This is a genomic window from Actinoplanes xinjiangensis (assembly GCF_003148685.1).
In the GTDB taxonomy this organism is placed as follows: Bacteria; Actinomycetota; Actinomycetes; order Mycobacteriales; family Micromonosporaceae; genus Actinoplanes; species Actinoplanes xinjiangensis.
The window spans coordinates 466452-481661 of record NZ_QGGR01000004.1 but is presented as its reverse complement, the minus strand read 5'-3'; the positions used below and the strand labels follow the sequence as shown (position 1 = coordinate 481661).

Here is a 15210-nt window from a genome sequence, read left to right as displayed (position 1 = left end):
GATGCGGGAGGCGCTGCGGGGACTCACCACGCGCGGCCGCTCGTTCCTGGCCGCGGCGGTCGCCGCCGCGGTCTCCGCGCTCATCCTCGGCGAGAGTGACCTGCTGCGGGTGGCGGTGCTGCTGGCCGTCCTGCCGCTGCTGGCCGCCTGGTATGTCGGGCGCAGCCGGTACAAGCTGGCGTGCACCCGTTCGCTGGAGCCGGCCCGGACACCGGTCGGGTCCAGCGCGCGGGTCATCCTGCGCCTGCAGAACCTGTCCCGGCTGCCCACCGGCACCATGCTGCTGGAGGACCGCCTGCCGTACGCGCTGGGCAGCCGCCCCCGGGTCGTGCTGGAGCGCCTCGGCGCGCACCAGGCCAGCTCGGTGGCGTACACGGTGCGTGCCGACGTGCGCGGCCGCTACCCGATCGGCCCGCTGATGGTGCGGCTGACCGACCCGTTCGGGCTGTGCGAGCTGACCCGTTCGTTCCCCAGCGTCGACCGGCTGACCGTGATCCCGCAGGTGTTCACGCTCCCCCGGGTGCGGCTCGCCGGCGAGTATGCGGGGACCGGCGAGAGCCGGGCCCGGTCGGTGGCGGTGCACGGCGAGGACGACGCGGCCACCCGGGAGTACCGGCGCGGCGACGACCTGCGCCGGGTGCACTGGCGGTCGACCGCCCGTACCGGTGAGCTGATGGTCCGCCGCGAGGAGCAGCCCTGGGAGAGCCGGGCCACGGTCGTGCTGGACACCCGGGCCTTCGCCCACCGTGGTGAGGGTCCGACCGCGAGCTTCGAGTGGGCCGTCTCCGCGGCCGCCAGCGTCGCGGTCCATCTTCGTGAGGCCGGTTACAAGGTGCGCCTGGTGACCGGCTCGGGTACCGACATCGACGCGATCGAGGGCGGTGGTGAGGGCTTGATCCTGGACACTCTGGCCGATGTGAAGTCCGACCAGAACAGCGACGTCTCGGTGCTGATCGAGCACGTCCGCCGGCGCAACGACGGCGGGCTGGTGATCGGCCTGTTCGGCGCGCTGACGGTCGCCGAGGCGGAGCTGCTCAGCGGCCTGCGCGGCAACGGCGCGACCTGTATCGGCTTCGCGATCGACTCCTCCACCTGGGTGCCGTCGGGCATGGCGGAGGCGGAGCGTGAGCACGCCGCCGCGTCGCTGGCCCTGGTCCGGGCGGGCTGGCGGTCGGTGCCGGTGACACACGGCGACACCCTGGCCACCCTCTGGCCGAGTGTGGCCCGCGGTTCGCAGGGCTTCGCCTATCGCGCCGCGATGGCGGAGACGACGGTCAGCGGGGTGATCCGATGACCGGGCGCCGTCGTCTCGGCCTGGTGGCCGCGGGATCCACGCTTCTCGCCGCCGCCCCGCTCACCGCGATCTTCGAGTCCTGGACCTGGATCATGTACTGCCTGGTCACCGTTGCGCTGATCGAGGGCGCCGCCGTGACCACCAGGACGTTCCGGTTCCCGACGTGGGCGCAGGCGGCGAGCATGACGCTGGCCCTGCTCCTCGCGCTGACCTGGATCTTCCCGAGCGGGAAAGAGATCATCATCCCGCAGCCGGACACCTTCGCCCATTTCGCGGAGCTGATCCGGCAGGCCGGGGAGGACACCCGGGCCTTCGGGGTGCCGGTCCCCGACCGGGACGGTCTGCTGTTCGTCGCGGTCCTCGGTGTCGGCGCGGTCACCATCGTGGTCGACCTGCTGACCGCCGTGTTCCGCCGGCCCGCCCTGGCCGGGCTGCCGATGCTGGCCATCTACTCCATCCCGGTCGCCGTCTACACCGAGAGTGTCCCGGCGATCCCGTTCGTCATCGGCGCGGCCGGCTTCATGTGGCTGCTCGTCGCCGACAACGTCGACCGGGTGCGCCGGTTCGGTCGCCGCTTCACCGGTGACGGCCGTGACGTCGACGTCTGGGAGCCGTCCCCGCTGGCCGCGGCCGGCCGCCGGATCGGCGTGGCCGGCATGCTCGTGGCCGTGGTGCTGCCGCTGGCCGTGCCGACCGTGGAGGGTGGCCTGCTCACCCAGCTCACCCAGAGCGGCTCCGGGGCCGGGGCGGGCAGCGGCAACGGCCCCGGCGGGCGGATCAACCTGTTCGCCTCGCTGAGCGGGCAGCTCAACCACACCACGACGATTCCGCTGCTCAAGGTCACCACCGACGAGCCGGAACCGTTCTATCTGCGGTTCGCGATCGCCGACGTACTCACCGACAACGGGTTCGGCAACGAGTCGCCCCGGGGCGGCGCGCTGAATCTGGGCCTGCCCGATCCGCGGCGGCAGGCGGCCACCCGGCTGAGCACCTACACCGAGCACCGGGCCCGGGTGGAGGTCTCCAAGGATCTTCAGCAGAACATGGCGCCGCTGTACACGTACGCGCTCGGGGTGAGCGACCTCAAGGGCTCGTGGGCGTACGACCAGAACCAGCAGGTGCTCTACTCGGGCCGGACCACCACCCGTGACCAGCAGTACGACATCACGTATCTGCGGGCCCGGTACACCGCCGACCAGCTGCGGCAGGCCCCGTCACTGGCGTCGAACGACGCGCTGATGGCCTACACCGCCACCCCCGGCGACGCCACGGTCGAGGCCGCGGTGACCAGCCTGATCAAGGGCAAGACCACGGACTACGACAAGGTCCGCGCGATCTACAACTGGTTCTCCAAGGACAACGGCTTCCGGTACAGCCTGGCCACCCAGACCACCGGCAAGGCCTCGGAGATCGCCGACTTCCTGAACAACAAGGCCGGCTACTGCCAGCAGTACGCGGCGGCGATGGCCTGGATGGTCCGGGCAGCCGGCATCCCGGCGCGGGTGGCGTTCGGCTTCACCCGCGGCACCCCGGGCGGCGAGGGCACCTACACGATCACCAACCGCAACGCGCACGCCTGGACCGAGGTCTACTTCCAGGGCTTCGGCTGGGTGCCGTTCGACGCCACCCCGGCCGCCGGGGTGACCGGTTCGGCCCGCTCCGCGTCGAACTGGGCGCCGGACGTCGACCGGCCCGCCCCGACCGCGTCCACCTCGGCGGACGCCGGCGCACCCGTCCCGGACTCGTCCGGCGACCCGGGCGCCGCCAACGGCCCCGACAAGTCCGGCGTCGGCGAGGAGCAGGGCGGCACCACCGGCCAGGCCACCGAGACGACCGATTGGACCGGCCTGTGGATCGCCGCGAGTATCGCCCTGGTGCTCGCGCTCCTGCTGGTCCCGGCCCTGCGCCGGGTCCTGGTGCGGAGGCGCAGGCATGCGGCCACGGCCCCCGAAGCACCGGTGGTCCTGTCCGCGGAGGGCATCACCGACCTGACCGTCACCGGAGAGACCGGCCGGGCCCGCCAGGACGCCCACGCCGCGTGGGACGAGTTGGTCGACTCGATGGTCGACTTCCAGGTCCCGGTGGACCCGACGGAGACGCCACGGGTCACCGCGCAGCGCCTGGTCCGGGACCTGTCCCTGACCGGCGAGCCGGCCGAGGCCGCGACCCTGCTGGGTACGGCCGAGGAACGCGCCCGCTACGCCCGGCAACCCCTCCAGGGCGCCGAGCTGACGTCGGCACTCCGCCGGATCCGCTCCGGCATGTCCGGATCGGTCTCCCGCCGGATCCGTCTCCGCGCCACGCTGCTGCCGCCGTCGGTGCTGCTCAGCTGGCGCCGGGGCATGGGCGAGTGGTCCACCAGGTCCGCGGAACGCCTCGCCGGCCTTCGTGAGTCGCTGACCCGCTTCAACCCCCGCCGGCTACTGACCCGCACCCGCTGATCACCTGGTCCGGCCGCATCCGGCGGCCGGAACCACCAGCTCCGCCGAAGGCGCCGTTTCCCCAACGGCGCCTTCACCTTTTTCGGGCGGGCGGCATCTTTGTACAGCCGGCATCTTCGGTTCGGCGCACACCTTCGGTCCGGCGGACACCTCTTCTGTACGGCCAGCCCGCCCTGCCGAACACAGGTCGTTCCCGGGCTACCACGCGACGCCTGCCCGGATCACGGCCGCAGCGCGGCCGCCGGGCGTATGCGGTTGTCCCGGCATGGGCGCACCCGTCGCATCGTTCGCGCGAAACGGACGGGCGGTCGGCAAGACGGCACGAGCCACGAGGCGCTGCGGACGCGAGATGGCACAGGCACGAGTCGACACGGGCCGGGAGAAGGCTCCAACGGCGAGCCGTCGCGGACGCGAGCCGACTCGGGCGCGAGGCACCTCCCGAGGCGAGCCGCCTCGGGCGCGGGACGGCGCAGGCGCGAAGTGGCATGAGCGCGGGCCGGGAGCGGAACCGGGCGTGCGGAAGCACGACGACGGCGGCCGGGATCGGCCGCCGTTCGTCGGGAGCCGGATCAGAGCCGGCTCGGCTGGGTCAGCGATGCCCCTCCGGGCGCTGGCGCCAGCGGTCCTCGAGACGTTCGAGGAAGCCGCCGCTCTTGCGACTCTGGCGGGTGCGCCGTGACGCGGTGCCGCCGACCGATTTCAGGTCGGGCGCCTGGATGCGGCGGCGTGACTGCATGGCGAAGGCCGCCGATCCGAGCATCACGACGAATCCGGCGACGCCGAGCGGCGTGTTCTGGCTGACGGCTCCGTAGACGAGCAGCGCCAGGCCGGTGACGATCACGAACGCGGCAACCAGGAGCCGGCGCCGTGCGTGGAAACGCGGGTCGCTGGCCCGCACAGCCGAGGCGAACTTGGGGTCCTCGGCAAGCGACCGCTCGATCTGATCGAACAGCCGCTGCTCGTGCTCCGAGAGCGGCACGGCATTCCTCCCCGGGCGCATGTCCGGCCCCGTGGTGGGGTCGGGGTGGTGCAGGTGTGATGATGCGGGGCAGCCGTCGGCTGCCTTACCACGCAAGTCTACGAGCGGCTTGGCGGGTCGGAAAGCGGGACGACCGCCGAGTGCGGGTGATTTTCCATGTCCGGAAGATCGGTTCGTCCCAAAAGACCGATCACCCGGCCGCACAACGCGTCCGTCACCGCAGCATGTGGCCCTGATCACGCGCCGTGAGCTGCCTCAATACATGATCTGCAGAGTTGCCGCCGGAAGGCGGACAAATCGACTGACGCAAATAGATCTTATCGGACGATCAACAGCGGTACGGTCATCTCGGCCGCCGTGACCGATCCGTGGTAGGCCACCAGCCGGCCGGCCATCGGCGGTTCCCAGCCGGAGGCGACCACCACCGCCCGGTTCTGGCAGAGGACCACCACGTCTCCGATCCGGCCCGCGTGGGACGGGGCCACCGGGCCGTACCAGCCCTCGGCGATCGCCTCGTCGCGGCGCATCACCCGGGCGTCCGTACCGAGTACGCCGCGCCAGGTGGCCAGCACGTCGTCCAGCGCCCCGTCGGTGACGTGCAGATAGCGGGCCCGAGGCTCGCCGGTCACCGCGGCCAGCCCGTCGGCGAGAGGGCCGGTGGCCAGGTCGTGGCGTTCGGCGGGCACGTTGAGCTGCCCGTGGTCGGCGATCAGCAGCAGTGCGGCGCCCGGCGGCAGTTCGTGCACGAGCCGGTCCAGGATCGCGTCGAGGCCGCGGGCCGCCTCCTCCCAGGCCGGGGAGGCGACGCCGTACTCGTGGCCGGCCTTGTCCATGTCGGGGTGGTAGCCGTAGACCAGGCCGGGCCCGGACCGCAGCGCCGCCAGCATGCCCTCGGCCACGGCCGGGCCGTCGTCGGCCACGTGATAGCGGGCGCCCCGGTTGGCCGCGAGACTCAATCCGGTTCCCCGGTAGAGGGAGCGGCTGACCAGGGTGACCGCGATCCCGGCGGCCGCCATGGTCTCCAGCACGGTCGGGACCGGCTGCCACTGGTAGGGGTCCGGGTCGTCGCCCCAGTGGATGTGGTTGACCGTCCGCCCGTCCGGCCGCCGGACGGTGAAGCCGAGGATCCCGTGCACGCCCGGCGGGACGCCGGTGCCGACGGTCACCAGGCTGACCGGTGTGGTGGACGGGAATCCGGTGGTCAGGGTCCGGCCGGAGAGGGACGCGAGAACCGGCGCGAACGGCGCGGCCGTCGGCAACTGGTACGCCCCGAGGCCGTCCACCAGCAGCACCCCGATCCGGTCCACCCCGGCCAGCGACTCGCTCAGGCCGAGGACGTCCACCGCCCCCGGCATCCCGAGCACCGCGGACACGCTCGGCATCAGGTCGGCCAGGCTGCCGGCGCCGTAGGCGGGCGTCACGGGAAGGAAGGCCTCGGCAGGCAGCCCGTCCTCGGGCACCGGCGGCAACTCCCGCCCGCCCCCGGTGGTCACGACCGCTCCGGGACGACCCCGCTGAAGGAGCCGGTGGTCTCGGCGGCGCCGGTGGGTGCGGCGGCCGGGCGGCGGGCGAACAGGTGCAGCTGGGACGCGACGTCCCGGAACGGCGCACGGTTGCTCAGCGCCAGCTCCAGATCCAGGACAGCCTGCGGGTCCTCCTCGAGCACGGCGGCGGGCAGGAGGTCGGCCACCACGCGTACCCCCTGGGTGTCCTCGACGGTGAGCCCCGCGGTGGTGAGCAGGTCGGTGGCGCCCGCCGCGTCGTAGCGGCGAAGCAGCGTGTCGCGCGGCCCGGCCCGGCCGGCCGGGTCGGTGACCAGCGCGGACGCCGCCTTGAGGTGACCGTTGACGGCGCGGCCGAGGATCGCCGCGGCCCGGCCCGCGACCAGGATGCTGACCGCGCCGCCCGGCCGGAGCGCGGTGGCGATCGCGGCGACCACGCCGGTCGGGTCGTCGACGATCTCCAGGACCGAGTGGCAGAGGATGAGGTCGGCGCTGCCCGGCTCGACGAGGGAGGCGAGCGCGTCGCCGTCGCCCTGCACGGCCCGGACCCGGTCGGCGACACCGGCGTCGGCGGCGCGGCGGGTGAGCGCGGCGAGCGCGTCGGGGCTGGCGTCGATCACGGTGACGGTGTGGCCGGCCTCGGCGAGCGGCACGGCGAACCCGCCGGTCCCGCCGCCGACGTCGAGCACCGTCAGCTCGCGGCCGGCCTGCCGGTCGAGCTCACGACGGAGCACGGCCCAGACGGCGGCGGTGCGGGCCGTGACGTGCGGGCGGCCGGTACGCGCAGAAGTGTCCACGCGAGCAAGTTTCTCCACGCGAGCAGCCTATCGGCGACGTCCACCTAAAAGTCGAAGAGGACACCGGTGGCGCGGGTCATCTCGCAGCTGTTGCCGAAGGTCTGCCGCCACTTCACCACCTTGCCGCGCCAGGTGCCTTTCACGCTGGCCGTGACCGGTTGGTAGAGCAGCATGCAGAGCGAGTCGCCGCCCTTGAGCTTCGCCGGGTTGCCGCCGATGCCGCGCAGGGTGGCGCAGGCCTGGTCGGCCTGCGGGTGGCCGCCGCCGGCGGGGCCGCAGGTGAGCTGCACCGACTTGGCCTCGTAGGCGAGTGTGAGTTTCGACGGACCGGCGGCCGCTGCCGGTCCGGTCGGTCCAGCGAGCACGGCGAACGCCGTGGCAAGACCGATCATCGTACGGATCATGATGCACCCCCGGATGACTTCGACTGCACCGTACACCGCCAAAGGTGCAAATCATCGGAAATCGCGAGATGTGGAGGCGACCGGCGGGGACACCGCGTCGAGGCGGTCCGCGACCAGGTTGAGCACCCCCTCCACCTTCTCCAGCCGCCCGCGCACCAGCAGCGCCGCGCTGGTCCGCGCCACCCGCCGGTAGCGCAGCCACAGCCCGGGCGAACAGGTCACGTTCAACATCCCGGTCTCGTCCTCCAGGTTGACGAAGGTCACGCCGCCCGCCGTCGCCGGCCGCTGCCGGTGGGTGACGATCCCGCCGACCCGCACCCGGGTGCCGCCCTCCACCTCGGCCAGCCTCTCGATCGGCAGCGCCCCGGCCCGGTCCAGCTCCTCGCGCAGGAACCGCGCCGGATGCGTCTCCGGCGACAGACCCGTCGCCCACACGTCCGCGACCAGCACGTCCACATCGCTCATGCCGGGCAGGGTCGGCGCCTCGACGCCGGTCACCGTCCCCGGAAGGCGGTCCGGTTTGTCCTGGGCGGCCGCCCCCGCGGCCCAGAGCGCCTCCCGGCGCGACAGCCCGAAACTCGCGAAGGCATCGGCGGTGGCGAGGGCCTCCAGATGTCCGGCAGAGCATCCGGTACGCCGTGCGAGATCCGTCATCGACCGATAAGGACCATGGGTACGCCGTTCCCGCTCGATCCGCTCGGCGAGGTCGGCGCCGATCGTACGGATACGGGAGAGCCCCTGCCGGACCGCCGGACCGCCCAGCCCCCATGCGTGCGGCGGCTCGCCGGGTTCGCTGCGGTGCCGGCTCGCCGGTGTCGTCTCCAGCGTGGCCGCCGCGTCGCTGCGGTTGATGTCCGGCCGCCGTACCTCGACGCCGTGCCGGCGCGCGTCGTCGACAAGCGTCTGTGGCGAGTAGAAGCCCATCGGCTGGGCGTTGAGCAGCGCCGCACAGAACGCCGCCGGGTGATAGCGCTTGAGCCAGGCGCTCGCGTAGACCAGGTACGCGAAGCTCATGGCATGGCTCTCCGGAAAGCCGTAACTGGCGAACGCGGAGAGCTTCACGAACAGGTCGTCGGCGAGCGCGCCGGTGATCCCGTTGGCCGCCATCCCCTCGTACAGTCGCGTTTTGATCCTCTCCATCCGCTCCATGGAACGTTTCGCGCCCATGGCGCGCCGCAGCTGGTCGGCCTCCGCCGGGTCGAAGCCGGCGACGTCGATCGCCAGCTGCATCAGCTGCTCCTGGAAGAGCGGCACCCCCAGCGTCTTGGCCAGGGCGTTGGCCATCAGCGGATGCGGCACATCCGGTTTCTCCAGACCGTTCTTGCGCCGGATGTACGGGTGGACCGAACCGCCCTGGATCGGCCCCGGCCGGATCAGCGCCACCTCGATGACCAGGTCGTAGAACTCGCGGGGTTTGAGGCGGGGCAGCGTGGCCATCTGGGCGCGGCTCTCCACCTGGAACACCCCGACCGAGTCGGCCCGGCACAGCATCGCGTAGACCTCGGGGTCGTCCAGCGGCATCGTCCCGATGTCCAGCTCGTCGTCGATCATGTCGTAGGCGTAGTGCAGCGCCGACAGCATGCCCAGCCCGAGCAGGTCGAACTTGACCAGGTCGACGGCGGCGCAGTCGTCCTTGTCCCACTGGAGCACGGTGCGGCCCGGCATCCGGCCCCACTCGACCGGGCAGACCTCGATGATCGGGCGGTCGCAGATGACCATGCCGCCGGAGTGGATGCCCAGGTGGCGGGGGAAGTTCTGCACGTCGTTGGCGGCCAGGCGGACGCTGTCCGGGATGTCCTCGGCTTCGACGACGTCGCCCCAGCGGTCGATCTGTTTGCTCCAGGCGTCCTGCTGGCCCGGTGAGAAGCCGAACGCCCGCGCCATGTCCCGCACCGCCGACCTGGGGCGATAGGAGATGACGTTCGCGACCTGGGCGGTGTGTTCCCGGCCGTACTTGCGGTAGACGTGCTGGATCACCTCCTCGCGCCGATCGGATTCGATGTCCACGTCGATGTCCGGCGGGCCGTCCCGCTCCGCGGTGAGGAACCGCTCGAAGAGCAGCCGGTGCTTCACCGCATCGACATTCGTGATGAACAGCGCGAAGCAGACAGCGGAGTTGGCAGCCGAGCCCCGCCCCTGGCAGTAGATGTCGTTGTCCCGGCAGAACTGGACGATGTCGTACACCACCAGGAAATAGCCGGGGAAGCCCAGTTCCTCGATCATCCGGAGTTCGTACTCGAGCTGCCCGTAGGCCTTCGGGTCGTCCCGGTACCGCACCGCGGCGCCCCGCATCGTCAGCTCCCGCAGCCAGCTCATCTCGGTGTGACCGGGCGGCACCGGATAGTCCGGCAGCCGCGGCGCCACCAGGTCCAGGCTGAAGGCGAGGTCGCCGCCGAACATCGCGGCGTTCTCCACCGCACCCGGATAGTCGGCGAACCGGCGGGCCATCTCGTCACCGCTGCGCAGGTGGGCGGCGCCGGCCGCGGGCAGCCAGCCGTCCATCTCGTCCAGGCTCCGGCGGGCCCGGACCGCGGCCAGGGCGGTCGCCAGCCGGCGGCGGGACGGGGCCGCGTAGTGCACGTTGTTGGTGGCCACCACCTCCAGGCCACGGCTGCGGGCCAGATCGAACAGGACGTCGTTACGATCGCCGTCGTACGGGTCACCGTGATCGGTCAGTTCGACGGCCACGTTCGGGGCGCCGAAGTTCGCCACCAGACGATCCAGCTCGTAGGCGGCCTCCGGAATACCGCCGGTGGCCAGGGCCGACGGGACCGCCCCCTTCCGGCAGCCGGTCAGCACCAGGACGTGATCACGCAGCAGCTCGGCCGTCTCCTCCAGGCTCCCGTAGTCGGGGCGGCCCTTCTCCCCGCCCCGCAACTGCGCCTCGGAGATCACCCGGGCCAGCCGGGCGTACCCCTCGTGGCCGTGCGCCAGCGCCAGCAGGTGCGGGCCCTCCGGGTCCGGCTCGCCACTGCGCGGACGGGTCAGGCCCAGCGACAACTCGGCCCCGAAGATCGTCGGCAGTCGCAGCTCCCGGGCCGCCTGCGAGAACCGGACCACCCCGTACAGGCCGTCGTGATCGGTCACCGCCAGCCCGGTCAGGCCCAGTCGCGCCGCCTCCTCGGCCAGTTCCTCCGGATGACTCGCCCCGTCCAGGAAGCTGAAGTTGGTGTGGCAGTGCAACTCGGCGTACGCCGTCCGGCTCTCCGCCCGGACCAGGTCCGGCGCGGCCCGGTACGGCTCCCGCTTCCGGGTCCAGGCCGGCGAGTCCCCGCCGTCACCGTCGACCGCCAGCGGGTCCACCACGGTCCGCCCGGAGAGTGCACCCTCCAACTGTGACCAGGGAACATCCGGATTATTGAAGCCCATCGCCGTGTCCCTCAGTCATAGATCGCCTCCACCAGCCAGTGACCACCGGCCAGGGACAGCAACAGCGCCCGGCCGTCCTCCAGCAACATCTGGAACCGGGCCCGGCGGCGCGCCTCGGCGGGCGCCCACCAGCGCTCGTCCACCGGCCACGGACCGGCCCAGCCGGTGATCGCCACCGGCTGACGGCGGTCGATCCGCAAGGTGGCGGGGACGCCGGTCAGCTCCAGGCGGGCACTCACCCCGACCGGGTCGCCGACCTCGTCGTACACCGCGGCGGGCAGCGGATGCGCCAGCACCACCGCGGGTGCGGGCCGCGGCAGCCGTCCCGGCCACGGTGGCAGCGGTGTGGGGCGTGCCGCTCTGCCGCGGCGCTTCTTGCGTCCCACCTCGATCATGGTGAAACCGCTTCTCTCCGCCGGCCCTTCGCTCATTTCGCTCACCGCGCCCTGGCCCAGCAGCGGCACCGTGTCGACGCCCGGGATCGGTTCGGTCTGCTCCGCGGCGGGCCGCTCCGGCTCCCGCTCGTCACCCCACGGCACCAGCCGCACCTGATCGTCCGGCGACCGCCCGCCACCGAGCACCGCGGTCAGCACCGAACCCGGCCCGAGCAGGCCCTGCACCCGGCTGAACGCCCGGTGCGCACGGTCGCGCCCCGCACCGGTCTCGCCCCACAGCCCCGGTTGCAGCCCGACATGGGCGAGCACCCCGTCCGGCGCCAGCCGCAGCCGCACCAGCCCCGACGTCGGCGCGGTCTGCCGGCCCCGCCGGGCCCCGGTCAGCCATCCGTCCAGCTGCCAGCGCACCCGCTCGGCGATGGCCGCGGACGTCAGCATCCCGTCGTGCCGCCACACCCGCACCAGTTCCTGCCCGTCCGCGGTGACCGCCTCGATCCCGAGCCGGGTGCACGCCAGCCCGTGCGCGGCGAGCCGCTCGTGCAGCCGTTCGGCCAGCACCCGCCCCGCGAACGCGGCCACGTCCACCCGGTCCAGCGTCTCGTCGTAGGTCTCCTCGACCGCCAGATCCGGCGGTGGCCTACGCACCGCGAGCGGCCGGACGTCCCCACCCGACGCGAGCCGGTGCGCCAGCGCCCCCTCGAACCCGAACCGGGTCAGCACATCCCCCGGCGGCAACGCCGCGAAATCCCCGAGAGTCACCACCCCGAGACGTTTCAGCAGGTCCGTCAGCTCAGGTTCCTCAAGAGCATCAACGGGTACGGGTGACAGAAACGCCCGGCTGCCCCCCGCCTCCACGACCCGCCCGGTGCGCGCCGCGATCCCGGCCGCGAACACTCCGTCCGCGATCCCGATCTGGCTCTCCACCGCACACGCCAGGGCCACCTGCTCGACGACCCGCTCCGCCGCGGCCTCCTCCCCACCGAAATACCGCGCCGGCCCCCGCACCGCCGCCGCACACACCCCCGGCCGCAGCACCTCGACCCCCGCCACCACCTCCTCGACGGCCGCGACCACCGGCTCGAACGCCCGAGCGTCCCGCCCCGGGTCGTGCTCCACCACCACCAGCTGCGGACAGCGCCCCTGCGCCTCCCGCCGCCGGATCCCACGCCGGACCCCTTCCCGCCGCGCCGCCTCGGAACAGGCCAGAACCCGATTCCCGGAGAACACCGCAACCGGTTCCGAGGCCACCACACCCGACACGATCTCCGCAGCGACGACCGGCCAGTCCGGACACCAGACCAGCAACGTGCGAACCCCCGCCTCCACTACGTCCCCTCCCCCGCAACCGGCCCCTCGCCACCTCTGCCGCGGTCCTCCTCCCTCGTGGAACCCACCCCACACACCCACCGCATCACCGGCATCTCCGCGGGGCCCTCCCCCACACGGGGACCGCCCACAACCCGCACACCGACCGCATCGCCGTCACCTCCGGCGAGGCCTCCCCACACGCGTCGACCGCCCTCAACCCGCACGCCGACCGCATCGCGTCACCCTCGCCTCACCGGTGACGGGCAGATGGACAGGCCCTGACCCTGAGCTTCGACAACGACTTCGGCTGCGGCTTCTGCTGCAGCTCCGGCTCCGGCTCCGGCTGCGGCTTCTGCTGCAGCTCCGGCTCCGGCTCCGGCTGCGGCTTCTGCTGCAACTCCGGCTCCGGCTCCGGCTGCAGCTCCGGCTCCGGCTCCGGCTGCAGCTCCGGCTCCGGCTCCGGCTTCGGTTTCTGCTTCCGCTTCGGTTTCTGCTTCCGCTACGGCTTTCGCTGTAGCTACAACTTCGGTTTCTGCTTCTGCTTCTGCTTCCGCGGGCATCGTCGCGTCGGCTGACGATCGGGGCCTCACCAACGCGGGAGCGCCGACGCCGCCGGACCGTGGCCGGACCGGCGCCGGACCGTGGCTGGCCCCCGACGGGATCGGCGGAATGCCGGCGGAACGAACCGAGACACCCGGCATCCACATGGTGATCTGCCGTGGCCGCGCTGCCGCACCCCGCCCATCGGCCACGACGGTGACTTCCCGACGGCGCAACCGCCCCCGTCCGAAGCCGAGCCCCTCCCAGTGCCCTTCACCGACACGCAGTTGCACATCCGCACCGGCCCAGTCCCCGAACGGCACCAGCAGACTCCCCCGCTGCCGGGCCCGAGCCGCCAGCCGGCTGATGACGGACGGCGACACCTGCCCGGGAACAGCCGTGACCACCACATCCACACCGTCGATCAGCGCAGCCACCACAGTGGGCCAGTCCGGCCCCGGATCCGGAACGAGCGCAAGCCGCTCCAGCACGATGCCACTCTCGGCAGCGGCGACAGCCCCCAGAGCAGGCATCCCGACAACCGCACACCAGGCCCCGTTCCGCGACGCGGCGGAGAGCAGCGCCAGCATCAGCGAGGTCCCTCCACCAGCCGAAACCCCAGCCCTAGACGCAGCCGAACCAGAGCCGCCCGGCCCGCCGCCCACCACCGACAGCCCGCGCCCGGCACCCGATCCCGCAACAGCCGACAGTCCAGCCCTCACCGCCGCCGGCCCGGCTCCTCCCGCCACCTCAGCCCCACCGGCCGACCAAGCCCTCCCGGACGCCGGACCACCTGCCGGTCCAGCCCCCTCAGCAGGCTCATCGCCACGATCCGATTCAGATGGGCCAGGCAGACCTGCCCCGCCTGCCGACCCTGCCCCGTCAGACAAGTCCGCCCCACCGGAGCCACCTGGTAGACCGGCACCGCCAGACAGACCAGCACCGCTTGGCAGGCCGGCACCGCGTGGACCGGCACCGCCAGACAGACCAGCACCGCCAGGCAGACCAGCACCGTTCACGCCGTGCTCGGCGAACCGCCGCTCGGCCGAAGGCAGACCACCACCAGGCAGACCGCCGCTCGGCTGGCCACCGCTCGGCAGGATGGCACCGCCAAGCAGCGCACTTTCGTGTCTGCCGACGCCGTCATACCGAACGCCATTGGGTGGACTCACGTTGTGTGGTCCAGGCATTCCGGATGCGCGCTCACCAGCCAATCCCGACGTAACGGGTAGGGCCGGTGTGGCAGGCGGCATTTCCGGTCCAGCAGACGGATCCGGGGTAGCGGCGGACACTCGGCCTCGACTGGCCGACACGCCTGGGCCGGCTGACGAGATGCCGCGGTCGGCAGAGACGCCTGGCCTGAGGGCCGAGGTCACTGCGCCGGAACTCCGGCCGGATGCAACCCGCGACGGCCTACCCACACCGGCCGGCAGGATCTGCGCGTTGGCGACAGCGACGGTGCTGCCCCGGCGCAGCGCGCGGCCCGGCAGCAACCCGCCCAGCTCAGCCGCCACCGGCAGCATCCGGTCCACGTCCGCCTCGCCGGTTCCGGTAGCCGTCCGGACCAGCCCCGCAAGAGCATTCGCACCACTGATCATGCGCCCAGCCACGTTATGCCTCGCTCTGTCGCTTCCCCGTCAAGCGCCCCCGGACGGCAACCCCGGTCACGTAGACAAACCCTCACCAGCACCAACACGGCCCCACGCCGCCCGTCTCCCCGAAGAAAGCCGACGCCTCAGCCGAAGGCCGACAGTCCTTACCACCGGCAATCCGAACCGAAGGCCCGGCTCAGTCCGATCCGAACCGAAAGCCCAGCCCGACCCGAACCGAAAGCCCAGGCCCGGCCCGAACCGAAGGCCCAGGCCCGACCGGGAGGCAACGAAGCACGAATCTCGCCGGAGGACACCGCACGAAGGCGGGCATCGCCGTCATCGTCATGTCCAGCGACACTCACGACCTGGCGGAAGACGCCGGCCGAGAATCGCCCCTGAGCACGTGATCAGGCAGAGCCCTCGTGTGGGGCGTGGGGAAGAGTCCAGGTCATGTGGCACCGCTAAGACTCGGAATATGCGGCCACGGGGAAGGGCCCGGGACATGCAACCGCGGCGAGAACCCAGGAAATACGACCGGAGGGAAGACCCGGGGCACGCGACTGCCGGCAAGCAACGAAGGCCGCGACCG

7 protein-coding genes and 2 pseudogenes are annotated in these 15210 nt (G+C 72.3%); 2 read left to right on the top strand and 7 right to left on the bottom strand.

The genetic code is table 11. The features are described 5' to 3' along the window. Position 1: 1 nt before the first annotated feature. Positions 2 to 1294, top strand: a complete 1293-nt coding sequence (locus BC793_RS11930) for a DUF58 domain-containing protein (RefSeq protein ID WP_109592230.1) — start codon at positions 2 to 4, stop codon at positions 1292 to 1294. Then, complete coding sequence (locus BC793_RS11925) at positions 1291 to 3735, top strand: transglutaminase TgpA family protein (RefSeq protein ID WP_109592228.1); 2445 nt, start codon at positions 1291 to 1293, stop codon at positions 3733 to 3735. Before BC793_RS11930 ends, BC793_RS11925 begins: the two co-directional genes overlap by 4 nt. Before the next feature lie 589 nt (positions 3736 to 4324). On the opposite strand, the gene BC793_RS11920 is transcribed toward BC793_RS11925, so the two are convergent. The 7 genes and pseudogenes from BC793_RS11920 to BC793_RS11885 form a co-directional block, all read right to left on the bottom strand. Beyond that, positions 4325 to 4714 (bottom strand): DUF3040 domain-containing protein, encoded by a 390-nt coding sequence (locus tag BC793_RS11920; protein ID WP_109592226.1) that lies wholly within the window; start codon positions 4712 to 4714, stop codon positions 4325 to 4327. A 317-nt stretch (positions 4715 to 5031) separates the two neighbouring features. Further along, on the bottom strand, positions 5032 to 6207 hold the full coding sequence (locus BC793_RS11915) for an alkaline phosphatase family protein (RefSeq protein ID WP_373871205.1): 1176 nt from the start codon (positions 6205 to 6207) through the stop codon (positions 5032 to 5034). Positions 6208 to 6269: 62 nt separating this feature from the next. Continuing rightward, positions 6270 to 7013, bottom strand: a pseudogene (locus tag BC793_RS11910) (methyltransferase domain-containing protein); the annotation flags it as partial. A gap of 44 nt (positions 7014 to 7057) precedes the next feature. Further along, the gene (locus BC793_RS11905) at positions 7058 to 7405 is read right to left on the bottom strand and encodes an SSI family serine proteinase inhibitor (RefSeq protein ID WP_109592473.1); all 348 of its coding nucleotides are present in this window, start codon (positions 7403 to 7405) and stop codon (positions 7058 to 7060) included. A 63-nt stretch (positions 7406 to 7468) separates the two neighbouring features. Continuing rightward, positions 7469 to 10786: an error-prone DNA polymerase gene (locus BC793_RS11900; RefSeq protein ID WP_109592222.1), complete on the bottom strand. Its 3318-nt coding sequence runs from the start codon at positions 10784 to 10786 to the stop codon at positions 7469 to 7471. Positions 10787 to 10797: 11 nt separating this feature from the next. Then, positions 10798 to 12507, bottom strand: coding sequence for a DNA polymerase Y family protein (locus tag BC793_RS11895; protein WP_109592220.1), 1710 nt, complete (start codon positions 12505 to 12507; stop codon positions 10798 to 10800). 593 nt (positions 12508 to 13100) lie between these two features. Beyond that, positions 13101 to 13778, bottom strand: a pseudogene (locus BC793_RS11885) (hypothetical protein); the annotation flags it as partial. Positions 13779 to 15210: the final 1432 nt, after the last annotated feature.

Excerpts from the sequence above, each read along its gene's own strand:
- BC793_RS11930 (WP_109592230.1), top strand. The coding sequence starts at position 2 with ATGCGGGAGGCGCTGCGGGGACTCACCACGCGCGGCCGCTCGTTCCTG.
- BC793_RS11925 (WP_109592228.1), top strand. The coding sequence starts at position 1,291 with ATGACCGGGCGCCGTCGTCTCGGCCTGGTGGCCGCGGGATCCACGCTT.
- BC793_RS11905 (WP_109592473.1), bottom strand. The coding sequence starts at position 7,405 with ATGATCGGTCTTGCCACGGCGTTCGCCGTGCTCGCTGGACCGACCGGA.
- BC793_RS11900 (WP_109592222.1), bottom strand. The coding sequence starts at position 10,786 with ATGGGCTTCAATAATCCGGATGTTCCCTGGTCACAGTTGGAGGGTGCA.